This window comes from Micromonospora sicca (assembly GCF_003172935.1).
Taxonomy (GTDB): domain Bacteria; phylum Actinomycetota; class Actinomycetes; order Mycobacteriales; family Micromonosporaceae; genus Micromonospora; species Micromonospora sicca.
Genome location: NZ_QGKS01000455.1, coordinates 16,355 through 38,201 on the forward strand (window position 1 = coordinate 16,355; position 21,847 = coordinate 38,201).

The 21,847-nt window shown below is 73.0% G+C and carries 22 protein-coding genes and 1 riboswitch; of the genes, 7 read left to right on the forward strand and 15 right to left on the reverse strand.

Annotation, left to right across the window (positions count from 1 at the left end; genetic code table 11):
- Nucleotides 1–18 precede the first annotated feature (18 nt).
- The 5 genes from sufC to DKT69_RS33965 all read right to left on the reverse strand — a co-directional run bounded on the left by sufC (nt 19) and on the right by DKT69_RS33965 (nt 4,520).
- Nucleotides 19–792 carry a Fe-S cluster assembly ATPase SufC gene (sufC, locus tag DKT69_RS33945; protein ID WP_109805487.1) on the reverse strand — a complete coding sequence of 258 codons (774 nt, stop codon included), beginning with the start codon at nt 790–792 and terminating at the stop codon, nt 19–21.
- The gene (locus DKT69_RS33950) at nt 792–1,118 is read right to left on the reverse strand and encodes a non-heme iron oxygenase ferredoxin subunit (protein ID WP_088961257.1); all 327 of its coding nucleotides are present in this window, start codon (nt 1,116–1,118) and stop codon (nt 792–794) included. The genes sufC and DKT69_RS33950 overlap by 1 nt, the downstream gene beginning before the upstream one ends.
- Entirely contained in the window at nt 1,118–2,260 is a 1,143-nt protein-coding gene (gene sufD, locus DKT69_RS33955) for a Fe-S cluster assembly protein SufD (protein WP_109805488.1), read from the reverse strand. The genes DKT69_RS33950 and sufD overlap by 1 nt, the downstream gene beginning before the upstream one ends.
- A gap of 83 nt (nt 2,261–2,343) precedes the next feature.
- A complete protein-coding gene (sufB, locus tag DKT69_RS33960) occupies nt 2,344–3,774 on the reverse strand; it encodes a Fe-S cluster assembly protein SufB (protein ID WP_109805489.1) in 1,431 nt (476 codons plus the stop codon).
- Complete coding sequence (locus tag DKT69_RS33965) at nt 3,771–4,520, reverse strand: helix-turn-helix transcriptional regulator (RefSeq protein ID WP_109805490.1); 750 nt, start codon at nt 4,518–4,520, stop codon at nt 3,771–3,773. The genes sufB and DKT69_RS33965 overlap by 4 nt, the downstream gene beginning before the upstream one ends.
- Nucleotides 4,521–4,618: 98 nt before the next feature.
- Here DKT69_RS33965 and DKT69_RS33970 point away from each other — a divergent pair, with 98 nt between their 5' ends.
- On the forward strand, nt 4,619–6,112 hold the full coding sequence (locus DKT69_RS33970; RefSeq protein ID WP_201749998.1) for a COX15/CtaA family protein: 1,494 nt from the start codon (nt 4,619–4,621) through the stop codon (nt 6,110–6,112).
- A gap of 42 nt (nt 6,113–6,154) precedes the next feature.
- Here DKT69_RS33970 and DKT69_RS33975 read toward each other — a convergent pair whose 3' ends face one another.
- On the reverse strand, nt 6,155–6,754 hold the full coding sequence (locus tag DKT69_RS33975; RefSeq protein WP_109805492.1) for a malonic semialdehyde reductase: 600 nt from the start codon (nt 6,752–6,754) through the stop codon (nt 6,155–6,157).
- Nucleotides 6,755–6,850: 96 nt separating this feature from the next.
- Here DKT69_RS33975 and DKT69_RS33980 point away from each other — a divergent pair, with 96 nt between their 5' ends.
- The 3 genes from DKT69_RS33980 to DKT69_RS33990 all read left to right on the forward strand — a co-directional run bounded on the left by DKT69_RS33980 (nt 6,851) and on the right by DKT69_RS33990 (nt 9,750).
- On the forward strand, nt 6,851–7,213 hold the full coding sequence (locus DKT69_RS33980; protein WP_109805493.1) for a winged helix-turn-helix transcriptional regulator: 363 nt from the start codon (nt 6,851–6,853) through the stop codon (nt 7,211–7,213).
- 24 nt (nt 7,214–7,237) lie between these two features.
- On the forward strand, nt 7,238–8,011 hold the full coding sequence (locus DKT69_RS33985; RefSeq protein ID WP_109805494.1) for a GNAT family N-acetyltransferase: 774 nt from the start codon (nt 7,238–7,240) through the stop codon (nt 8,009–8,011).
- A gap of 200 nt (nt 8,012–8,211) precedes the next feature.
- Nucleotides 8,212–9,750: a VWA domain-containing protein gene (locus DKT69_RS33990; RefSeq protein ID WP_161558003.1), complete on the forward strand. Its 1,539-nt coding sequence runs from the start codon at nt 8,212–8,214 to the stop codon at nt 9,748–9,750.
- 50 nt (nt 9,751–9,800) lie between these two features.
- Here the strand turns inward: DKT69_RS33990 and def are convergent, their stop codons facing one another.
- The 3 genes from def to DKT69_RS34005 are packed head-to-tail and all read right to left on the reverse strand — an operon-like array spanning nt 9,801 to nt 11,682.
- Nucleotides 9,801–10,310 (reverse strand): peptide deformylase, encoded by a 510-nt coding sequence (def, locus tag DKT69_RS33995; RefSeq protein ID WP_109805496.1) that lies wholly within the window; start codon nt 10,308–10,310, stop codon nt 9,801–9,803.
- Between the two features lie 50 nt (nt 10,311–10,360).
- Entirely contained in the window at nt 10,361–11,128 is a 768-nt protein-coding gene (locus tag DKT69_RS34000) for a TetR/AcrR family transcriptional regulator (protein ID WP_109805517.1), read from the reverse strand.
- Between the two features lie 38 nt (nt 11,129–11,166).
- Entirely contained in the window at nt 11,167–11,682 is a 516-nt protein-coding gene (locus DKT69_RS34005) for a MarR family winged helix-turn-helix transcriptional regulator (protein ID WP_109805497.1), read from the reverse strand.
- A 52-nt stretch (nt 11,683–11,734) separates the two neighbouring features.
- On the opposite strand from DKT69_RS34005, the gene pip reads away from it, so the two are divergent.
- Complete coding sequence (gene pip / locus DKT69_RS34010; RefSeq protein ID WP_109805498.1) at nt 11,735–12,682, forward strand: prolyl aminopeptidase; 948 nt, start codon at nt 11,735–11,737, stop codon at nt 12,680–12,682.
- 11 nt (nt 12,683–12,693) lie between these two features.
- Here pip and DKT69_RS34015 read toward each other — a convergent pair whose 3' ends face one another.
- Complete coding sequence (locus DKT69_RS34015; protein ID WP_109805499.1) at nt 12,694–13,941, reverse strand: chorismate-binding protein; 1,248 nt, start codon at nt 13,939–13,941, stop codon at nt 12,694–12,696.
- 123 nt (nt 13,942–14,064) lie between these two features.
- Between DKT69_RS34015 and DKT69_RS34020 the strand changes: the two genes are divergently transcribed.
- On the forward strand, nt 14,065–14,265 hold the full coding sequence (locus DKT69_RS34020) for a DUF5999 family protein (protein WP_088962150.1): 201 nt from the start codon (nt 14,065–14,067) through the stop codon (nt 14,263–14,265).
- Between the two features lie 122 nt (nt 14,266–14,387).
- On the opposite strand, the gene gcvP is transcribed toward DKT69_RS34020, so the two are convergent.
- The gene (gene gcvP, locus DKT69_RS34025) at nt 14,388–17,210 is read right to left on the reverse strand and encodes an aminomethyl-transferring glycine dehydrogenase (RefSeq protein ID WP_109805500.1); all 2,823 of its coding nucleotides are present in this window, start codon (nt 17,208–17,210) and stop codon (nt 14,388–14,390) included.
- 72 nt (nt 17,211–17,282) lie between these two features.
- Nucleotides 17,283–17,382, reverse strand: a riboswitch (glycine riboswitch).
- 71 nt (nt 17,383–17,453) lie between these two features.
- Nucleotides 17,454–18,341 carry an NAD-dependent protein deacetylase gene (locus tag DKT69_RS34030; protein ID WP_109805501.1) on the reverse strand — a complete coding sequence of 296 codons (888 nt, stop codon included), beginning with the start codon at nt 18,339–18,341 and terminating at the stop codon, nt 17,454–17,456.
- 67 nt (nt 18,342–18,408) lie between these two features.
- Between DKT69_RS34030 and DKT69_RS34035 the strand changes: the two genes are divergently transcribed.
- Nucleotides 18,409–19,065: an NAD(P)H-binding protein gene (locus DKT69_RS34035; RefSeq protein WP_109805502.1), complete on the forward strand. Its 657-nt coding sequence runs from the start codon at nt 18,409–18,411 to the stop codon at nt 19,063–19,065.
- A gap of 210 nt (nt 19,066–19,275) precedes the next feature.
- Here the strand turns inward: DKT69_RS34035 and DKT69_RS34040 are convergent, their stop codons facing one another.
- Genes DKT69_RS34040 through DKT69_RS34050 form a run of 3 tightly spaced genes read right to left on the reverse strand, consistent with a single transcriptional unit; the run spans nt 19,276 to nt 21,529 of the window.
- Nucleotides 19,276–19,968 (reverse strand): DivIVA domain-containing protein, encoded by a 693-nt coding sequence (locus DKT69_RS34040; protein WP_109805503.1) that lies wholly within the window; start codon nt 19,966–19,968, stop codon nt 19,276–19,278.
- Nucleotides 19,965–21,131 (reverse strand): globin domain-containing protein, encoded by a 1,167-nt coding sequence (locus DKT69_RS34045; protein WP_109805504.1) that lies wholly within the window; start codon nt 21,129–21,131, stop codon nt 19,965–19,967. Before DKT69_RS34045 ends, DKT69_RS34040 begins: the two co-directional genes overlap by 4 nt.
- A gap of 2 nt (nt 21,132–21,133) precedes the next feature.
- Nucleotides 21,134–21,529 (reverse strand): group I truncated hemoglobin, encoded by a 396-nt coding sequence (locus DKT69_RS34050; protein WP_109805505.1) that lies wholly within the window; start codon nt 21,527–21,529, stop codon nt 21,134–21,136.
- Between the last annotated feature and the right edge of the window lie 318 nt (nt 21,530–21,847).

Here is a 21,847-nt window from a genome sequence, read left to right on the forward strand (position 1 = left end):
CAGCCCCTGTTCCGTGTCTCAGGCCCGCGCGGCGCCGGCTCCGGCGACGTACCGCTCGTAGCCGGATTCCTCGAGCTTGTCGGCCAGCTCCGGGCCGCCCTGCTCGACGATTCGGCCGGCGACGAAGACGTGCACGAAGTCGGGCTTGATGTAGCGCAGGATCCGGGTGTAGTGGGTGATCAGGAGCAGGCCGGTGTCGCCGGTGTCGCGGACCCGGTTGACGCCCTCGCTGACCACGCGCAGCGCGTCCACGTCGAGGCCGGAGTCGGTCTCGTCGAGGATCGCCATCTTCGGCTTGAGCAGCTCCAGCTGCACGATCTCGTGCCGCTTCTTCTCGCCGCCGGAGAAGCCCTCGTTGACGTTGCGCTGGGCGAACGCCGGGTCCATCTGGAGGCGCTCCATGGCGCCGCGCAGCTCGCCGCCCCAGGTGCGCAGCTTCGGGGCCTCGCCGTCGATGGCGGTCTTGGCGGTACGCAGGAAGTTGGCGACCGAGACGCCGGGGACCTCGACCGGGTACTGCATGGCCAGGAAGAGGCCGGCGCGGGCCCGCTCGTCGACGGACATGGCCAGCACGTCCTCGCCGTCGAGGGTCACCGAGCCGCCGGTGATCTCGTACTTCGGGTGACCGGCGATCGAGTACGCGAGGGTGGACTTGCCCGAGCCGTTCGGGCCCATGATCGCGTGGGTCTCACCCGACTTCACGGTCAGGTCGACACCGGCCAGGATCGGCTTGAGCTCACCCTCGGGCAGCTTGACCGACACCTTCAGGTCGCGGATCTCCAGGGTGCTCATTAGCGGGTCACTCCATTGCTCGGCGTCAGGCTGACGTAGATGTCGCCGTCGCGGACTTCGACGGGATAGACGGGAACGGGTTCGGTGGCGGGCAGCCCGGTGGGCTCACCCGTCCTCAGGTCGAAACGGGATCCGTGCAGCCAGCATTCCAGCGTGCAGCCGTCGACCTCGCCCTCGGAGAGGGCCACCGCGGCGTGCGAGCACTCGTCGTACACGGCGTAGAAGTTGTCGTCCTCGCCGTGCACGATGGCGATCTGGGTGCCGTCCACGTCGGCGCTGATCGCGGTGCCCTTCGGCACGTCCTCGGTCGAGCAGATCTTGATCATCAGGCGCCGGCCTTGGTCAGTCGCGCCTCGATCGCGTCGCCGAGCCGCTCCCGCAGCTCCTCGACCGGGATCTTGTTGATCAGCTCGGCGAAGAAGCCGCGCACCACCAGACGGCGGGCCTCGCCCTCCGGGATGCCCCGGGCCATCAGGTAGAACAGCTGCTCGTCGTCGAAGCGGCCGGTCGCGCTCGCGTGGCCGGCGCCGGCGATCTCGCCGGTCTCGATCTCCAGATTCGGTACGGAGTCCGCCCGCGCGCCGTCGGTGAGCAGCAGGTTCCGGTTGATCTCGTACGTGTCGGTGCCGGTCGCCTCGGCACGGATCAGCACGTCACCCACCCAGACGGTGTGCGCGCTCTCCCCCTGCAGGGCGCCCCGGTAGCCGACGTAGCTGCGGCAGTCCGGCACGGTGTGGTCGACCAGCTGGCGGTGCTCCAGGTGCTGGCCCGAGTCGGCGAAGTAGACGCCGTACAGCTCGGCCTCGCCACCCCGGTCGGCGTACTCCACGCTGGTGTACTGGCGGACCAGGTCGCCGCCCAGGCTGACCTGGACGTGGATCATCTTGGCGTCCCGGCCCAACTTGACCTTCAGGTGCTGGGCCTGGACGGCGTCGTCCGCCCAGTCGGCCACGGTGACCAGGGTCAGCTTCGCGCCGTCGGCCACCGCCACCTCGACGTTGTCCGCGAGGGTCGCGGAGCCGGCGTGCTCCAGCACCACCGTCACCTCGGCGAACCGGCCCACCTCGACGAAGGTGTGCCCGAACGCCACGCCCTCGGCGCCGTCGCCGACCACCCGCAGGCTCACCGGCGCCGCAACCACGGCCGAGGGATCTACCTGGACCAGCAGCGCGTCCGCGGCGCCGCCGTAGGCGAGCGCGCTGACCCGGTCGACCGGGGTGAGCACGCTGCCCACTCGCGGGTCGTCCTTGCCGATCCGGGAGACGGTGACGCCCTCGGGCAGGTCGCCGTACTCGTGCCGGACCGTGCCGGTCGCGGCCTGCGCCCCGCCGACCAGGCCGCGCAGGCGCTTGAGCGGGGTGAAGCGCCACTCCTCCTCCAGGCCGGTCAGGGCCGGGAAGTCGGCGACGTCGTACGAGCGGAGCGCCTGCGACTTGGTGCTCGGGGGCGCGGAAGCCTGGGTAGTCATCTCTTCCTTGGTCTGTTCTGCGACGGCGGTGTCAGGTGAACCGGAGGGCGGGCCGGGCACGGCCCGCCGCAAGGTGGGCGGCGTCAGCCGACCGCGCCCTCCATCTGGAGCTCGATCAGGCGGTTGAGCTCCAGGGCGTACTCCATCGGGAGCTCCTTGGCGATCGGCTCGATGAAGCCGCGCACGATCATCGCCATCGCCTCGTCCTCGCTCAGGCCCCGGCTCATCAGGTAGAAGAGCTGGTCGTCACTGATCTTGGAGACGGTCGCCTCGTGCCCCATCGACACGTCGTCCTCACGGATGTCGACGTACGGGTAGGTGTCCGAGCGGGAGATGGTGTCCACCAGCAGGGCGTCGCACTTGACCGTGCTCCGGCTGCTGTGCGAACCCTCCAGCACCTGCACCAGACCGCGGTACGAGGTGCGACCGCCGCCCCGGGCGATCGACTTCGACACGATGGTCGAGGAGGTGTGCGGTGCCGCGTGCACCATCTTGGCGCCGGCGTCCTGGTGCTGGCCCTCGCCGGCCATGGCCACCGAGAGCACCTCGCCCTTGGCGTGCTCGCCGGTCATGTAGACCGCCGGGTACTTCATGGTGACCTTGGAGCCGATGTTGCCGTCGACCCACTCCATGGTCGCGCCCTCGTGGCAGACGGCGCGCTTGGTGACCAGGTTGTAGACGTTGTTCGACCAGTTCTGGATGGTCGTGTAACGGCAGCGGGCGTTCTTCTTGACGATGATCTCCACGACCGCGCTGTGCAGCGAGTCGGAGGAGTACAGCGGCGCGGTGCAGCCCTCGACGTAGTGCACGTACGCACCCTCGTCGACGATGATCAGCGTCCGCTCGAACTGGCCCATGTTCTCCGTGTTGATCCGGAAGTAGGCCTGCAGCGGGATCTCCACGTGCACGCCCTTCGGCACGTAGATGAACGAGCCACCGGACCACACGGAGGTGTTCAGCGCGGCGAACTTGTTGTCGCCGACCGGGATCACCGTGCCGAAGTACTCCTTGAAGACGTCCTCGTGCTCGCGCAGCGCGGTGTCGGTGTCCAGGAAGATGACACCCTGCTCCTCGAGGTCCTCACGGATCTTGTGGTAGACCACCTCGGACTCGTACTGCGCCGCGACACCGGCGACCAGTCGCTGCTTCTCCGCCTCCGGGATGCCCAGCCGGTCGTAGGTGTTCTTGATGTCCTCCGGCAGGTCCTCCCAGCTGGTGGCCTGCTTCTCGGTGGACCGCACGAAGTACTTGATGTTGTCGAAGTCGATCCCGGTGAGGTCCGCGCCCCAGGCCGGCATCGGCTTGCGGCCGAACAGCCGCAGGCCCTTCAGGCGCAGGTCGAGCATCCAGGCCGGCTCGTTCTTCTTCGCCGAGATGTCCCGCACCACCGCCTCGTTGAGGCCACGCTGGGCGATTGCCCCGGCGGCGTCGGGGTCGGACCAGCCGTACTCGTACCGACCGAGGGCAGCGAGCTGCTCCTCCTGGGTCAGGGGCTGGACGATCTGCTCGGTCATCTATCTGTCCTCACAGTGGTGACGGTCTTACCGGACTGGGCACGCGGCTGGGCCGGGATGTGCGTGGTGCACACCCCGTCGCCGTGCGCGATGGTGGCCAGGCGCTGCACGTGGGTGCCGACCAGACGGGAGATCACCGCGGTCTCGGCCTCGCACAGCTGGGGGAACTCGGCGGCGACGTGCGCCACCGGACAGTGGTGCTGACAGAGCTGGCCGCCGGAGGCGATCGTGGACGCGTTGGCAGCGTATCCCTCGACGGTCAGCGCTCCCGCGAGCGCCTCCGCCCGGGCCATCGGATTGTCGCCGGCGCCCTCCATGGCGGCCCGGCAGCGGGCCTCCAGTGCAGCCACCTGGTCGGCGGCGAACGCCGCGACCGCCTCGGGCCCGCCGTTGCCGGCGATCCAGCGCAGCGCGGCGGTGGCCATGTTGTCGTAGTGGTGGGTGCCACAGCGGACCCGGGCCGCCTCGGTCAACACGAACACCTTGGCCGGGCGACCCCGACCGCGGCTGCCCCGCACGGCCTGCTCGCGGGCGACCACGTCGCCGTCGGCGAGCATCGCGTCGAGGTGCCGGCGGATCGCCGCCGGGCTGAGCCCGAGCGCCGAGCCGAGCTGCGCGGCGGTGGTCGCCCCCCGCTCCAACAGGAGTTGGGTGACCCGGTCCCGGGTGGAAAGATCGGACGCGGCCGCGCCGGCGACCGGAGCGGTCGTCGGCAGGTGCCCGGAGAGCTCCGCCGCGTTTTTCACAACGCCAACGTTACGTAATTCATCCGGGGCCCGCAAACCCGGGTCCCGGTGATCCCGACCACCGGCCCGACAGAGTCGCCCGATCGGGTACCACTACGGTGCGTAGGATTCGCTCCGTGAAGCCTTCCGTCCGGTTCCCGGTCTCCGCCTCGCTGCTGCGCCGCCTCGCGTTCGCCTCGATCATCGCGAACGTCGCGATCGTGGTCACCGGCGGGGCCGTCCGGCTCACCGCCTCCGGTCTCGGCTGCCCCACCTGGCCCCGGTGCACCGACGGGTCGTATGTCACCACTCCGGAGATGGGCGCGCACGGCGTGATCGAGTTCGGCAACCGACTGCTCACCTTCGCGGTCGGGATCATCGCGCTCGCCGTGCTGCTCGCCGTGCTGGCCCGGCGGCCCCGCCCGCGCGGCCTGCTGCCCTTGGCCGTCGCGGTCTTCCTGGGCATCCCCGCGCAGGCGGTGATCGGCGGCATCACCGTGCTGACCAACCTCAACCCGTGGGTGGTCGGGCTGCACTTCCTCGCCTCGATGCTGGTCATCGCCGCCGCGTACGCCCTCTGGCGGCGCACCGTCGAGCCGGACGGGCCGGCGACCCCCACCGTGCCCGCCGCGCTGCGCACCCTCGCGCTGGTCACCACGCTGGTCGGCGCGGCGGTGCTGGTGGTCGGCACCTGGGTGACCGGCAGCGGCCCGCACGCCGGCGACCAGGGCGCCGCCCGCAACGGCCTGGACCCCGAAGCGATCTCCCAGGTGCACGCCGACGGCGTCTTCCTGCTGATCGGGCTGTCCGTGGCGCTGGTCTTCGCCTTCCGCGCGATCGGCGCGGCCCGGGCCACCCGGGCCGCCGTGGTGCTGGTCGCGGTGGAACTCGGGCAGGGCCTGATCGGCTTCGTGCAGTACTTCACCCACCTGCCGGCGCTGCTGGTGGCCGCGCCGGGGGTGCCGGTGGCGACCGCGTTGGGCACGAACAAGCTGGCGGCGATCTTCGGCACGTCGACGGCTGCGGTGACGTACGCGCGGCGTACGAAGCTGGACTGGGCGGTGGCCGGGCCGTCGGCCGGGTTGGCGGTGCTGACGGCCGGGCTGGGCGCGGCCCTCGCGGGGGCGGTGCCGGCGGGGGCGTACCGGCCGGTGGTGCTGCTGGTGCTGGTGTCGGTGGCGGTGTTCGTGCTGGCGCGGCCGCGGTTGGGGGTGGTGGCGCAGCCGGCGCGGCGTACCCCGCGGCGGGTGGTCGCGGCGGTGGCGGTCGCCGGCCTGGGCATCGCCCTGTACGACGGGTTGATCGGCCCGGGCACGGGCACGTTCCTGGTGCTGGCGTTCACCGCGCTGGTGGGGGCGGACTTCGTGCACGGCTCGGCGATGGCGAAGGTGGTCAACGCGGGCACGAACCTGGGCGCGCTGGTGGTGTTCGCGTGGACGGGGCACGTGTGGTGGCTGCTGGGCGCGGCGATGGCGGTGTGCAACGTCGCCGGCGCCGCGCTGGGCGCGCGGATGGCGTTGCGGCGCGGCGCCGGTTTCGTGCGGGTGGTGCTGCTGGTGGTGGTGCTGGCCCTGGTCGGGAAGCTGGGCTACGACCAGTGGCTGGCCAGCTGATCGGCCGGTGGGTCGCCTGACCGGCCGGCGGCGAGCGTCGGCTCAGGCGTGCCGGACGACGTCGTCGTAGTCGAGCCGGGGCAGCCGGGGGAACCAGGCGTCCGGGCCGGGCTTGCCGATGTTGACCACGAGCACGGACCTCCAGCCGTTGTCGGCGAAGAACTCCTTGTCGAGGCCGTCGGCGTCGAAGCCGCCCATCGGTCCGGCGGCCAGCCCGGCGGCCCGGACGGCGAGCAGCCAGTAGCCGATCTGCAGGGTGGCGTTGAACCGGGCCATCCGCTCGCGGGCCTGCACGTCGCCCGCGAGGGCGTCGCGCATCTGCGCGCGGATCGGGAAGACCCGCGGGATGAACTCGTGGAAGTCGGTGTCGGCGGCCAGCACGGCGACGACCGGTGCGGACGCGGTCTTGGCCCGGTTGCCCTCGTTCATGTGGGTGAGCAGCCGTTCGCGGGGCTCACCGTCGCGGATGTAGAGCACCCGCAGCGGCTGGGTGTTCGCGGCGGTGGGCGGGTACTTGGCGAGTTCGAAGATGGCCCGCAGTTGCTCGTCGCTGACGGGTTCGTCGGTGAACGTGTTGGCGGTGCGGGCGTCGGTGAACAGCTGCGCCCGCGCCTCGGGGTGCAGGGTGATCAGGTCGGTCATCAGGGATCCTCGCTCTGATTGGGGTCCTCCTGCAACAGTAGCAGCTAGCTTTTTAGTAGTGCCGTGTCGTGTCGGCGCGGCCGGTATCCTCGGGGTATGACGGCCAGGCCGGAAGTCGGCGGCACAGCACGGGCGTGCGACGGGGGGATCGCCCGCGCCTTCGCGTTCCTCGGCAAGCGGTGGAACGGCGTCCTGCTGGCCACCCTGGCCAACGGACCGGCCGGCTTCGCCGAGCTGACCCGCGCACTGCCGGGGATCAGCGAATCGGTGCTCTCCGACCGCCTCGGCGAACTGGCCCGGGTGGGGCTGGTCTCCCGGACCGTGCGGGAGGGGCCCCCGCTGGGGGTCAGCTACCAGCTCACCGAGCGGGGCGCGGCGCTGGTGCCCGCCCTGGACGCCCTGGCGCGCTGGGCCCACGAGAACCTGCCCGTCGAACCGGCAGGCCGCCCCGGCTGCTGACCGGCACTGTGTGATCATCGGCGGATGCCGGTACGCGCTGAACACGACCGGGCCGTCCTGGCCGACCTGCTGAGCCGGGACCCGGTGCTGCACGCGTATCAGTTGGGCGACCTGGACGACTTCTTCTGGCCGTACACCTCGTGGTTCCGCCGGGACGACCAGGTGGCGCTGCTCTACCACGGTGTCGCGCTGCCGACGCTGCTGGCGTTCGCGTCCCCGCGGCGGACCGCGGAGCTGGCGGAGCTGCTCACCGACCTCGCGCCGCTGCTGCCGGCCCGGCTGTGGGCGCACCTGTCCCCCGGCCTGGACACGACGCTGGCGCGGTGGTTCCGGGTCGCCGACGCCGCGACGCACCACCGGATGGCGTTGACCGACCCGGCGCGGCTGGCCCGGGTCACGCCCGCCGGCGAGGTGCTCGGCCCGGCCGACCTGCCCGAGCTGCTCGACCTCTACGCCACCGCCTACCCGGGCAACTGGTTCGACCCGCGGATGCTCGACACCGGCCAGTACGTCGGGGTCCGCGCCGCCGGTGAGCTGGTCGCCGTCGCCGGCGTGCACGTCTGGTCGCCGACGTTCCGGGTGGCCGCGCTGGGCAACGTCACCACCCACCCGGGGGCGCGGGGACGTGGACTGGCCGGCGCCGCCGTGGCCGCGCTGTGCGCCCGGCTGGCCGGCAGCGTCGACCACGTCACCCTCAACGTGCGGGCCGACAACCCGGCGGCGCTGCGGCTGTACGAGCGGCTGGGCTTCACCCGCGTCGCCGACTTCGTGGAGTGCGGCCTGCACCACCGCGGGTGATGGCGAAGGTCGTCCAGCCTGACACGTCCAGTCGCCACGCCGGGTCAACAACCCGACCCTGAGCTGGACTTATGTCGGACCCGCGGCGGCCCGTCGGACCCCTAGCGTTCCTGACAGAGGTCGCGCCCGTCAGGCGCGGCGGAGCTGAAGGAGTCGCGATGGGTTCGACAGCAGTATCCGGGGGGCGAAGAAAAAGGGCGGTGACCGTCGCCGCAGCGGTGACCGCGATGGTGACCGCGGTGGCCACACCGGCGTGGGCCGCGCCGGGCGTCGACCCGGCCACCGTGGACCGGGCCGCGAACCCGGCCACCACCATCGACATCGCCAAGGTCGTCTCGACTCCGCCGATCCCGCCGAAGCCCGACGTGGTGCTGCTGGTCGACACGACCGGCAGCATGGGCACGGCGATCGCCAACGTCCGGACCAACCTGCAGCAGGTGATCACCAACGTCCGCACCGCGCAGCCCAGCGCCGAGTTCGCGGTCGCGTCCTACCGGGACGAGGGCGACGGGGCGGAGCTGTTCCGGGTGCGGCAGAACCTGACCGGCGACGCGACCGCCCTGCAGAACGCGGTCGACGGACTGGCCGCCGGCGGGGGCGGTGACGTCCCGGAGGCCTGGGTGAACGCGCTGTTCCAGGTCTCCGACGGGGCGATCGCGTACCGCTCCGGCAGCAGCCGGCTGGTGGTGCTGGTCGGCGACGCCCCCAGCCACGACCCGAGCGCCGGGCACACCCTGGCCCAGGCCACCGCGGCGCTGCAGGCCGACGACGCCCGGGTGCTGGCGGTGAACGTCAGCGGAGGCGGCGGCGGGCTGGACGCCGACGGTCAGGCCACGGCGGTGGCCGGCGCGACCGGCGGACAGGTGGTCGGCAGCTCGCCGGACACGGTGACCGCGGCGATCCTGAGCGGGCTGCGCGACCTCGACGTGACCGTCACCCCGACGGTGACCTCGTGCGACCCAGGGCTGTCGGTGAGCTTCGACGCCGCGTCGCGGACCCAGCAGAGCGGCACCGACGTGCCGTTCGCCGAGACCATCACCGTGGCCGGCGACGCCACCCAGGGCGCCACCCTGCACTGCACGGTGGACTTCCTGCTCAACGGCCTGCCCGGCGGGCCGGCGTTCGTCGAGCAGATCACCGTGAAGGTCAACGACGTCACCCCGCCGACCGTGGTCGTCGACGACCGGACCGTCGAGGCGACCAGCCCGGCCGGGGCGGTCATCAACTACCCGGCCACGGCCACCGACAACGTCGACGGGCCGCTGACCCCGACCTGTGCGCCGCCGCCGGGCAGCACCTTCCCGCTGGGCGCCACCGCGGTCACCTGCACCGCCACCGACGCGGCCGGCAACACCGGCAGCGACACCGCGGTCATGCGCGTGGTCGACACCACCGCGCCGACCACCCTGTGCGTGCCGACGAACAACCCCAGCGGCGACAACACCCCCGGCTCGTACAACCCGGACGGGTTCTACCAGCTGCGCTCGACCGACATCGTCGACACGAAGGTGGACGTGTTCGTCGGTGACACCGCCGACCCGTCGGTGCGCTTCGGGCCGTTCCCGGCCGACACCAAGATCAAGCTGGTGCAGGCGCCCGGCGCGCAGTCCCGCGTCAAGGACGGCACCGGAGACATCGACTACAAGGTGACGCTGCGCGGCGACGCGGTGATCACGGGCGTGGACGACTTCGGGAACTCCTCGACCGCGACCTGCCTGGTGGCCCCGCCGCCGAAGTGACCCATCGCCAATGGCGGGGGTGGCCGGTCGTCGGCCACCCCCGCTGCGCGTCAGCGTCCCCGGCTGGGTGAGTCGAAGCGGCCGGCGCGGATCTCCCGCAGCGCCTTGCGGCGGGCGTCGCCGCGCAGCGTGTCGACGTAGAGGCGGCCGGCCAGGTGGTCGGTCTCGTGCTGCAGGGCGCGGGCGAGGAACCCGCTGCCGGCGATGGTCAGCGGCTCCCCGTGCTGGTCGAAGCCGTGCGCGGTGGCGTGCATCGCCCGCGGGGTCGGGAAGTACAGCCCGGGAATGGACAGGCAGCCCTCGTCGTCGTCCTGCCGCTCCTCGGACAGCTCCAGCGTCGGGTTGATCATGTGCCCGCGGTGGCCGTCGGCGTCGTAGACGAACACCTGAACGCTCACCCCGATCTGCGGGGCGGCCACGCCGGCCCGGCCGGGCGCGCCGAGCAGGGTGTCCATCAGGTCGGCGACCAGGGCGCGCAGGTCGGCGTCGAAGCTCGTCACCGGCTCGCACGGGGTGCGCAGCACGGGGTCGCCGATGATCCGGATGGGGCGCATAGTCATGCCCGGAAGGCTATCCGTCCGTTACGGCCGCCGACGCGCCCACCCGCCGCTCAGCCGGCGGCGCACCGGTCGCGGACGAGGACCTCGATGCCGTCGAGGATCCGCGCCAGGCCGAACTCGAAGGCCCGGCCCGGGTCGGCGGCGGCCTGGTACTCCTGCCCGGCGGCGGTGCCGACCCGCGCCGCGAGGGGGAACCGGCGCGGGTCCATCGCCTTCTCCAGGTACGGGGCGTGGGCGTGCCACCACTGTTGTTCGGTCATGCCGGTGCGCTGGGCGGCCTGGGCGGCCTCCACGGCGCCGCGTGCCGCGCCGTGGACGTAGCTGCCCACGAGGGTGACCACGGCGTCCATCTCCAGGTCGGTCAGGCCGATGCCGTCGACCGCGCGCAGCTCGTACTCGTATCTGGCGATGAGGTTCGGGCCCAGCGGGGGGCGGGTGGTGGCGACCTGGAGCAGCCACGGGTGGCGCAGGTACAGCGCCCAGGTCTCCCGGGCGATCTGCGCCAGGCGGCCCCGCCACCCGCCGGGGACGTCCTCGGGCCGGGCGGTCTCGCCGTAGACGGTGTCGAGCATGACGTCGAGCAGTTCGCCCTTGCCGGGCACGTGCGTGTAGAGCGACATGGTGCCGACGCCGAGCCGCTCGGCGACCCGGCGCATGGACAGCGCGGCCAGCCCTTCGGCGTCGGCGACCTCGATGGCGGCGCGGACGATCCGGTCGACGCTCAGGTCGCCGCCCTTGCGGCTGGTCTTCTCCCGGGTGCGCCAGAGCAGGGCGAGGCTGCGGGCGGGGTCCCCGGTGCCGCTGTACTCGGTGGTCACCACCGGACCCTACCGGCGGGTCAGCCGCCGGCAGGCCGTCACCCGGCGGTGTCCGGTCGGGCCGGGCTGCGCGGTCGGTCGGGGGCCAGGCCGGTGTCGGTGATCCGGTCGCGCAGCGGCCGGCGGCGCAGCGCGGCGAGGACCGCGTACAGCTCGTCGGCCAGGGGCACCGGCAGTTCGGCGTCGAGCTGCCGCATCGCGGTGGTGGTGGCGGCCCACTCCGCCTCGATCGCCGGCAGCAGCGCGTACGCCCGGTCGGTGAGGGTGACGATGCGTTGCCGGGCGTCCGCGCCGGGGCTGAGGGTGACCAGTCCGGCGCGGCTCATCTGGGCCACGCTCTGGCTGGCCGCCGAGTGGGTGACCCCGACCCGGGCGGCGAGGTCGCGGATGGCCAGGGGTCCGTCGGCGACCAGCACCCGCACCAGCGGTGAGAAGCGCGGCCGGTAGTCGGCCAGGCCCAGGTCGGCGTAGACCGCGGCGACGTCGCCGTCGAGCAGCTCCAGGACGTGGCGCAGCAGGGTGCCGAGCGCCTCGCGGTCGGGGGTTCCGGTCACGTCCGCTAATGTAACAGCGCTGTTGTATCTGGTCCGCGGGAGGGGAACCGGGATGTATCCACCGATCGAGCCGTACGCCCACGGGATGCTCGACGTCGGCGACGGCCAGCACGTGTACTGGGAGACCTGCGGCAACCCCGACGGCCGGGCCGCGCTGGAGGTGCACGGCGGGCCCGGCTCCGGCGCCACCCCCGCCTGGCGCCGGATGTTCGACCCGGCCGCCTACCGGATCGTCCTGTTCGACCAGCGCGGCTGCGGCCGCAGCACCCCGCACGCCGGCGATCCGGCCGCGGACCTGTCGGTCAACACGACCGGCCACCTGCTGGCCGACATCGAGCGGCTGCGCGTCCACCTCGGCATCGACCGTTGGCTGCTGCACGGCGCCTCCTGGGGCTCCTCGCTCGCCCTGGCGTACGCCCAGCGCCACCCCGAGCGGGTCACCGCGCTGGTGCTGTTCAGCGTGGTGGCCAACACCCGCCGGGAGATCGAGTGGGTCACCCGCGACATGGGCCGGATCTTCCCGCAGGAATGGGCCCGGTTCCGCGACGGGGTGCCCGAGGCCGACCGCGACGGCGACCTGTCGGCCGCGTACGCCCGGCTGCTCGCCGACCCGGACCCTGAGGTGCGCGACCGGGCGGCGCGCGACTGGTGCGCCTGGGAGGACGTGCACGTCTGTCTGGCCGGCGGCTACCGGCCCAGCCCCCGCTACGCCGACCCGGTGTTCCGGATGGGGTTCGCCCGGCTGGTCACCCACTACTTCAGCAACGGCGGGTTCATGCCCGACGGGTCGCTGCTGCGCGACGCCGGCAAGCTCGCCGGCATCCCGGGTGTGCTGGTGCAGGGCCGGCTCGACGTCAGCGGCCCGCCGGACATCGCCTGGCAGCTCAGCCGGGCCTGGCCCGACGCCCGGCTGGAGATCGTGGAGACCGGCGGGCACGGCACCGGCCACGGCATGACCGAGAAGGTGCTGGCCGCGCTGGACGAGTTCGCCCGGGCCTGACGGCGGGCCGCTCAGCCGGCGGCGAGCAGGGCGCGCACCGGGGCGGCCTTCGCCGCCGCCTCGGCGACCTCCGCCGCCGGGTCGCTGCCCCAGGTGATGCCGCCGCCGGCCCACACGTGCAGCCGGTCGGCGTCCGCCGCGGCGGTGCGGATGGTCAGGCCCAGGTCGATCCGGCCGGACCCCACCCAGCCGAACGCGCCCATGCTCGCCCCCCGGCCGACCGGCTCCAGGGCCGCGATCCGGTCCAGCGCGGCCAGCTTCGGCGCCCCGGTCACCGACCCGCCCGGGCAGACCGCCCGCAGCAGGTCCGCCAGGCCCAGCCCGTCGGCGGCCACCGCCGACACCGTCGACTCCGCCTGCCACAGGTCGCACCACCGCCGTACGGCGAACAGCTCATCCACCCGCACCGACCCGGTACGGGCCACCCGGGCCAGGTCGTTGCGCTCCAGGTCGACGATCATCACGTGCTCGGCGCGTTCCTTGGCCGAGGCGAGCAGCTCCCGCCGGCCTTCGGCGGTGGCCGGCCGGGTGCCCTTGATGGGCCGGGTCACCAGCCGTCCGCCGTCGACCTCGACCAGGGTCTCCGGGGAGGCGCAGCCGATCGCCCAGTCCAGGCCCGACAGCGTGCCGCCGTAGCGGGCGCCGGGCAGCGCGCCCAGGCGGGCAAGCGCGGGCAGCGGGTCGCCGGCGTACGGCGCGGCGGCGTGGCCGACCAGGTTGACCTGGTAGACGTCGCCCCGGCCGATGGCGGCGCGGACCACCTCGACGGCGTCGGCGTGCTGCGCCGGGGTCCAGCTCTCCCGCCACGGTCCCAGCCACCACCGCGGCGCCGGGTCCGGCCGCCGCCCGGCCGCAACCGGGGTGGGGCGGACGTCGGCCGGCCGGAACCGACTGGGCGCCGCCGGACCGGCGGCGCCGTGCGCGTAGACGACGACCACCAGGTCGGGCAGCGCCGGCACCGGGGTGGCCGCGGCGGGCGCGCCGCCGGCCAGCAGGGCGCCGGCGGCGGCGGAGAGGTACAGGGCGGCGCCGCAGACCCCGTCCGGGTCGTGGCGGGCCGGGCGGCCCAGGTCGGCGACGGCGACGCCGTGGCCGGTGAGGAACTCCTGCGCGAGAGCGGCCGGGTCGCCGCCGTCGTGGCAGCGCCATTGCAGCCGGGCGCGCTCGACGAGCCGCCCGCGACAGTCGTCCGGTGCCGCGGGTACGTCGATCAGCGCTGGTGGGAGCGTTTCCACGCCGGTCGGCTCTTTCTGGCTCATCCGTTCAGCGGATTTCGGGTGAACATGTCGGGTGGCTGCTCGATACCGCGCACTTTCGCTTGGTACTGTGCGTCACTGGTCATGTGAACCATGACACAGTGCCCCCACAGTCCGGAGAACCCGATGTGCCAGCACCAACCCACCTGCCCCTCCGCCGAGGCGACCGACCGCGAAGCCGCCCGGGTCATCGCCTGCTTCCGTGAGCAGGGCTGGAGCCTGCTCTGCAACGGTGTCATCGTCTTCGAGGACACCGGTGAGCTGCTCCCCGACGGCAGCACCATCGCCCCCCACCGCGGTCCCGCCCGGCACGCCCTCGTCGCCTAACTGATCACACTCGGTAACCGAGCGTTTCCGCCGACCCAGGCTAGTCCCCCGTCGGGGGACGGCCCTGCCCAGGTCGGCGCGCCGGCCGGGGCGGCACGACGACCGCCCCGGCGCAGCCCGGCTCAGCTTTCGAACGCCTCCGGCGACGGGCACGAGCAGACCAGGTTCCGGTCGCCGTACGCGCCGTCGATCCGGCGCACCGGCGGCCAGTACTTCGCCATCCGGTCCACCGTCCCCGGGTACGCGCCCACCGACCGCGGGTACGGGTGCGGCCACTCGTCCCCGGAGACCATCGCCGCGGTGTGCGGCGCGTTGGCCAGGGGGTTGTCCCCGGCCGGCCACTCCCCCGAGCCCACCTTGTCGATCTCCGCCCGGATGGCGATCATCGCGTCGCAGAACCGGTCCAGCTCGGCCAGGTCCTCGCTCTCGGTCGGCTCCACCATCAACGTGCCCGCCACGGGGAACGACATCGTCGGGGCGTGGAAGCCGTAGTCGATGAGCCGCTTGGCCACGTCGTCGACGCTGACCCCGGTCGCCTTGGTCAGCGGCCGCAGGTCGAGGATGCACTCGTGCGCCACCAGGCCCTTGTTGCCGGCGTACAGCACCGGGAAGTGGTTACGCAGCCGCGCCGCCACGTAGTTCGCCGCCAGGACCGCCACCCCGGTCGCCCGGGTGAGCCCCTCGGCGCCCATCATCCGCAGGTACGCCCACGGGATCGGCAGGATCCCCGCCGACCCGTACCTCGCCGCCGAGATGGCCGGCTTGCCGTCGACGTGCGCGCCGAGCGGGTCGCCGGGCAGGAACGGCGCCAGGTGCGCGCGCACCGCCACCGGGCCGACGCCCGGGCCGCCGCCGCCGTGCGGGATGCAGAACGTCTTGTGCAGGTTCAGGTGCGACACGTCCGCGCCGAACTTGCCGGGCTTGGCGAACCCGACCAGGGCGTTGAGGTTCGCCCCGTCGACGTACACCTGACCGCCGGCGTCGTGGACCTTCGCGCACAGCGACGCGATGCCCGTCTCGTACACGCCGTGCGTCGACGGGTACGTCACCATGATCGCCGCGAGGGCGTCCCGGTGCTTGTCGATCTTCGCGTCGAGGTCGACCAGGTCGACGTTGCCGTCGGCGTCGCAGGCCACCACGACCACCCGCATGCCGGCCATCACCGCCGACGCCGCGTTGGTGCCGTGCGCCGACGACGGGATCAGGCACACGTCGCGGTGCCCCGCGCCCCGGTCCCGGTGGTACGCCCGGATGGCCAGCAGCCCGGCCAGCTCACCCTGCGACCCGGCGTTGGGCTGCACGCTGACCGCGTCGTAGCCGGTCACCTCCGCCAGCCACGCCTCCAACTGCCCGATCAGCTCCCGGTAGCCGGCCGTCTGCGCGTCCGGGGCGAACGGGTGCAGGTGCGCGAACTCCGGCCAGGTGATCGCCTCCATCTCGGTGGTGGCGTTGAGCTTCATCGTGCACGACCCGAGCGGGATCATGCCCCGGTCCAGGGCGTAGTCGAAGTCCGACAGCCGCCGCAGGTAGCGCAGCATCGCCGTCTCCGAGTGGTGGGTGCGGAACACCGGGTGGGTGAGGAAGTCCGAGGTGCGCGCCAGCGCCACGGGCAGCGTGGCGTCCACGTCGCCGTCGACCCCGTCCACCCCGAACGCCGCCCACACCGACCGCAGGTGCGCCCCGGTGGTGGTCTCGTCGCAGGAGACACCCACCCGGTCGGCGTCGACCAGCCGCAGGTTCACGTTCCGCTCGGCGGCCGCCGCGACCACCTCGGCCGCCCGGCCCGGCACCACCGCGGTGACGGTGTCGAAGAACGCGACGTCCGTGACCTCGACGCCGCCGGCGCGCAGCCCCGCCGCGAGCCGCGCCGCCATGTCGTGGGTACGCCGGGCGATCGCGCGCAGCCCGTCCGGGCCGTGGTAGACGGCGTACATGCCGGCCATCACCGCCAGGAGCACCTGCGCGGTGCAGATGTTGCTGGTCGCCTTCTCCCGGCGGATGTGCTGCTCGCGGGTCTGCAACGCCAGCCGGTACGCCGGGTTGCCGTCCGCGTCGCGGGACACCCCGACCAGCCGGCCGGGCAGCATCCGCTCCAGGCCCGCCCGCACCGCCAGGTAGCCGGCGTGCGGCCCACCGAAGCCCATCGGTACGCCGAACCGCTGGCTCGTGCCGGCGGCGATGTCGGCGCCGATCTCCCCCGGCGGGCGCAGCAGCGTCAACGCCAGCAGGTCCGCCGCCACGGTGACCAGCGCCCCTACCGCGTGCGCGGCCTCGACCAGGGCGGTGTGGTCCCGCACTGCCCCGGACGCCCCCGGGTACTGCAGGTGCAGGCCGAAGAACTCGCCCGGCAGCTCCTCGGCGCCAAGGTCGAGCACCCGCACGTCGATGCCGAGCGGCTCGGCCCGGCTGGCGATCACCGCGATGGTCTGCGGCAGCGCGTCGGCGTCCACGACGTACACCGGGCTCCTGCTCTTCGACGCGCGGCGGGCGAGGGTCATCGCCTCGGCCGCGGCGGTGCCCTCGTCGAGCATGGAGGCGTTCGCGGTGGCCAGCCCGGTCAGGTCGGTGACCATGGTCTGGAAGTTCAGCAGCGCCTCCAGCCGGCCCTGGCTGATCTCCGGCTGGTACGGCGTGTACGCGGTGTACCAGGCCGGGTTCTCCAGCACGTTGCGGCGGATCACCGCCGGGGTGTGGGTGCCGTGGTAGCCCAGCCCGATCATCGACACGGCGACGGTGTTGCGGGCGGCCAGGGCGCGCAGCTCGGCGAGCGCCTCCCGCTCGCCGGCCGGGGCGGGCAGGTCGAGGGTGCCGTGCCAGCGGATCACCTCGGGGATCGCCGCGTCCATCAGCTCGTCGACCGAGCCGTAGCCGACGGTCTCCAGCATCCGGCGTTCGTCGTCCGGGTCGGGGCCGATGTGACGGTCGGCGAACTGCTCTGCGCTCATCGTGTGCGCTCCTGCGGGGCGAGGTCGACAGGTCGGCCTCCCCCTGAGTCACGCGCGAAGCGCTCCACAGCGCCTGCCCACGAGGTCCTTTTGCCTGAGAGGTTCCGGGGAGGAATCTGCCCCTTCGGCGCCGCCCCGGTGCTGCTGGGGCGGTCTCTCCCGCGTGGGTGGTACCGGCATGGTCAACGCTACCAGCGCGTTCCCGGCGGATGTCGTGCCCCCGCCGCCGAGCCTGAGGAGGGGTCAGACGGTGGCGGGGGCCACCGCCGCCGGCACCGCGCCCCGACCGGCGTCACCGGCCGGGGCGGCCCCCAGCCGGTCGGCCAGCGCGGGCAGCAGCCGCCCCAGCGGCGCGTCGACGGTCAACGCCGCGTACCCGTCCCCGCGGGTGGGGCCCTGGTTGGCGATCACCACCGGGATGCCGAGCTTCGCCGCCCGGATCACGAACCGCCGGCCCGACATCACCGTCAACGACGAGCCGAGCACCAGCAGCGACCGCGCCCGCTCCACCCGGGCGAAACAGTCGGCGACCCGGGCGGCGGGCACGGTCTCACCGAAGAACACCACGTCCGGTTTGAGCATGCCGGTGCCGCAGATGCCGCAGTCGACGGTGCGGAACCGGGCCACCGCCTCGTCGGGCAGCTCCACGTCGCCGTCGGGGTTGACCGCGGCAACCTGCGCGTCGAAACCCGGGTTGGCCTCCCGCAGCCGCCGGTCCAGCTCCTCGCGGGAGGTCAGGTTGCCGCAGTCCAGGCAGACCACCTCGTCGAGGCGGCCGTGCAGCTCCACCACCGCGCCGCTGCCGGCGGCGGTGTGCAGCCCGTCGACGTTCTGCGTGATCACGTCGGTGACCAGGCCGGCGTGTTGCAGCCGGGCCACCGCCCGGTGCCCGGCGTTCGGCGCCGCCCGGCCGATGGTGCGCCATCCGAGGTGGCTGCGCGCCCAGTAGCGCCGCCGCGCCTCGGGGTCGCGGGTGAACGCCTGGTAGGTCATCGGCGTGTGCCGGCGCGCCACCCCGCTGGGGCCCCGGTAGTCCGGGATCCCCGACTCGGTGGACAGGCCGGCCCCGCTGAGCACCACGACGTCACCGGCGCCCACCAGCCGGGCCAACGCGTCCCACGTCTCCGTCACCCGTCCATGCTGCCTCACCGGCCGGGCAACGACGACCCGCCGGCCACCGGGCCGTTAGGTTGAGGGCATGCGCGTCGTCATCGCCGGAGGCCACGGCAAGATCGCCAAGCTGCTGGAACGGGACCTGGCCGGGCGCGGCGACCACGCGGTCGGCCTGATCCGCAACCCCGACCACGCCGCGGTGCTGCGCGCCGCCGGCGCGGAACCGGTCGTCTGCGACCTGGAACACAGCGACGTCGACACCCTCGCCGGGCACCTGGCCGGCGCCGACGCGGTGATCTTCGCTGCCGGGGCCGGCCCCGGCAGCGGCGCCGCCCGCAAGGACACCGTCGACCGGGCCGCCGCCGTGCTGCTCGCCGACGCCGCCCGCGCCGGGGTCCGCCGCTACCTGCTGGTCTCCTCGATGGGCGTGGACAACCCGCCCGCGCCGGGCAGCGACGAGGTGTGGGCGGCGTACCTGCGGGCCAAGAAGGCCGCCGAGGAGGAGGTCACCGGCCGGGACCTCGACGTCACCGTGCTGCGCCCCGGCCGGCTCACCGACGACGAACCCGGCGGCCGGATCACGCTGGCCCGGCACGTCGCACGCGGCGCGGTCAGCCGCGCCGACGTCGCCCACGTGCTGCTCGCCCTGCTCGACGAACCCGCCACCGCCGGGCTGACCCTGGAACTCGTCGGCGGGGACACCCCGATCGGCGAGGCCGTCCGGGCGGTCACCGCCCGCTGACCCGACCCCGGGTACGGATCCGGGGCCGCATCCCGGCGCGCGGCGCACCGCCGAGGGCGCCGCCCCCGGCTGCCCGAAGGCGTAGCTCGCACCGGCGCAGCGCCGGTGCGGGATCCCCCACGACGCACCCAGCGGCGTTCTGCCGCGACGGCCACCCGTCGGCCTGGGGGGATCGGCCCGCCGGTTGCGGAACGGCGGGCCGACCCCGGCTCAGCGCTGGTGGCGGGGCAGGGCCACCTGCGGCTGCCCGCCGCCCACCGACGCCGCGCCCGCGGTCTCCCGGGCGATCCGGTCCATCGTCCGGGCCAACTGCTCGCTGCCGTCGTCCAGGTGCCGGGCCGCCGCCTGCATGTGCGAGATCATCATCTCGCCGAAGATCCGCAACGCCTCCCGCGCCGCCACCGAGTCGTCGAAGTTCCCGCCCGCGCTGCTGCGGTACTGCGCCACCGCCCGCTCGGCCTCCTGCTTCGCCTCCTCCGCCGCGGCCTGCATGTAGCTCTCGTACTGCAGCTGGGCGTACTCGGCGACCCGCCGGGCGTAGTCGTGCGCCTGGGCGATGATCTGCTCGGCCTCCCGCTGCGCCGCCGACAGCAGGTTGACCTCCTTCGCCGCGGGCAGCTTCGCCGCCGCGTCGGTGCTCGGGATCACCCCGTGCCGATGCAGCTCCAAATGGTCGTTGAGCCGCTCGTTCTCCGCCCGCAGGCCCGCGACCTGCGTCGCCAGCAGATCCAGCTCGTCGGCCACCTGCATCCGGAACCGGTCCACGTCCGTCTGGTCGTAGCCGCGCCGTGTGAACGACGCCGTGCCGAACTCCCACCGACGCACCCGGTCGGAGGTCATCCGGACCTGCACGGCACTGGAGACCTGAACTCCCTCGTACCTGCTGATCGGGGTTGCGCTCACCGGACACCTCCGGATTCGTCAGGGCCGGTCGCCGTCCGCCACGTCGGCCCGTACCAGTGCTTGCCGAAACCCTCGTGGTGCAGCTGACCGGCGTGGTAGCCGGCCTGCGTCAACGTGGTCACCGAATGGGAGACCATCTCGTCGGAACCGCAGATGTAGACGTGCCGGGAACGCCAGTCCCCGTCGGCCAACGCCCGGTCCACCGGCTGCACGAACTCGCCCGGCCGGCGCAGATCCATGCCCACCACATAGGTGACGGTCAACCACGGATACGACGACGCCAACTTGTCGATCGCGTCCGTGTCGTAGAACTCGTGTTGCGAACGGGCACCCACGTACAGGTCGACCTTGCGCCGCGAACCCTCCGCGGCGACCTGCTCCACCAACGACTTCACCGGCGCCCAGCCGGTGCCGCCGGCCAGCAGCAGCAGATCACTCGGGCCCGCCGACCACAGCAGCAGCCGATCCCCCACCGGCGCCGCCAGGTGGATCTGATCGCCCACCGCGCACCCGTACACCAGCCGCGACGACACCGCGCCACCGGGCGCCGCACGCACGTGCAGCTCCAGGGTGCCGTCGGCGCGTGGCGCGTTCGCCGGCGAGTAGTACCGCCACGACCGCACCGTCGGGTGGGACACCCCGATCGACTGGCCCGGCGTGAACGGCAGCAGGTACTGCGGGCGCAACGTCAGCACCGCCACGTCGAACGTCCGGCGCTCGTGCCCGACGATCTCGGCCACCCACCACGGCGGGTTCACCGCTTCGGCGGCCTGCGCGGCGTCGATCATCACCTGCGAGACCAGCCCGTACGCGGCCGTCCAGTCCTGGGCCAGCTCGTCGGTCCACGCCTCGCCGAGGAAATGCCGCAGCGTCGCCACCAGCGCCTCGCCGACCGCCGGGTAGTGCTCGGCGCGCACCGCGAACTTGCGGTGGTCGGCACCGAGATCCTTCAGGAACCCGACCAGGCCGTCGACCTGGTCCACGTGGGACACGATGTGCCCCAACGCAGTCACCAGTCGATCCCGCTGCCCGGCCATGTTCGTGGGGAACATCTGCCGGGTCTCCGGGTAGGCCAGGAACAGCGTCGAGTAGAAGTAGAGCGGCACCTGGTCGCCGTGCGCGGCGACCAGGGACCAGCTCTGCTTCAGCCGTGCCGCGTCCACCCTCAGACGCCCGACCCGTGACCGGACGACACCACCTGGTCCTGCACCTTCTCCAGGACGACCTGAACGTCGGTGATGATGTCCTGCGGCACCCCCAGCTCCGTGAGCGTCGCGGTCAGGTGCTCACCGACCTTCACGTAGTGCGCCACGGGGATGCCCAGCGGCTGGTGCGCCTCGGCCAGCCCACGGCCGGCGTACTCGTTGGGCCCGCCGAGCACCACGGTCAGCATCAGCGCCAGGTGCCGCCGCTGCTCCGTCATGTCGATGTCGGAGAAGTAGCCGGCCAGCTCCGGGTCGGCGAGCACCTTGTCGTAGAACAGCGCCACGGCCGCCTTGACCGAACTGGCGCCGCCAATGCGCGCGTAGTGGGAGGGCGCGGTTTCTTCGATAACCGTCACGGTCGTTCCTTCCAGGGTGAAGGGCCGCGCGAATCGGCGCGGAGGGGCAACCTGTCGGCTGGCGGGAGTTACCGTGACGTCAGCGCCAGCACGACCGTGTGGGACCATAGCGCGCCATCCGGATAAGGTCACGACCGGCCCATCGGAATTCGGACAACAGCCGACCGGACAGCATCGACATCGTCCGGATGGGCGGCAATCAGGACGTCTACGGCTGGTCACCAGCCGTAGACCGGTCCACGTGACACTCTCCACCCTGGACAATCCCGCCCGCGAACCACACCACCACGCCGGCTTCGCCCCTGATCACCACCGACG

Coding starts and splice junctions, on each gene's coding strand:
- sufC (WP_109805487.1), bottom strand. CDS start 792: ATGAGCACCCTGGAGATCCGCGACCTGAAGGTGTCGGTCAAGCTGCCC.
- DKT69_RS33950 (WP_088961257.1), bottom strand. CDS start 1,118: ATGATCAAGATCTGCTCGACCGAGGACGTGCCGAAGGGCACCGCGATC.
- sufD (WP_109805488.1), bottom strand. CDS start 2,260: ATGACTACCCAGGCTTCCGCGCCCCCGAGCACCAAGTCGCAGGCGCTC.
- sufB (WP_109805489.1), bottom strand. CDS start 3,774: ATGACCGAGCAGATCGTCCAGCCCCTGACCCAGGAGGAGCAGCTCGCT.
- DKT69_RS33975 (WP_109805492.1), bottom strand. CDS start 6,754: ATGACCGACCTGATCACCCTGCACCCCGAGGCGCGGGCGCAGCTGTTC.
- DKT69_RS33980 (WP_109805493.1), top strand. CDS start 6,851: ATGACGGCCAGGCCGGAAGTCGGCGGCACAGCACGGGCGTGCGACGGG.
- DKT69_RS33985 (WP_109805494.1), top strand. CDS start 7,238: ATGCCGGTACGCGCTGAACACGACCGGGCCGTCCTGGCCGACCTGCTG.
- def (WP_109805496.1), bottom strand. CDS start 10,310: ATGACTATGCGCCCCATCCGGATCATCGGCGACCCCGTGCTGCGCACC.
- pip (WP_109805498.1), top strand. CDS start 11,735: ATGTATCCACCGATCGAGCCGTACGCCCACGGGATGCTCGACGTCGGC.
- DKT69_RS34015 (WP_109805499.1), bottom strand. CDS start 13,941: ATGAGCCAGAAAGAGCCGACCGGCGTGGAAACGCTCCCACCAGCGCTG.
- DKT69_RS34020 (WP_088962150.1), top strand. CDS start 14,065: ATGTGCCAGCACCAACCCACCTGCCCCTCCGCCGAGGCGACCGACCGC.
- gcvP (WP_109805500.1), bottom strand. CDS start 17,210: ATGAGCGCAGAGCAGTTCGCCGACCGTCACATCGGCCCCGACCCGGAC.
- DKT69_RS34035 (WP_109805502.1), top strand. CDS start 18,409: ATGCGCGTCGTCATCGCCGGAGGCCACGGCAAGATCGCCAAGCTGCTG.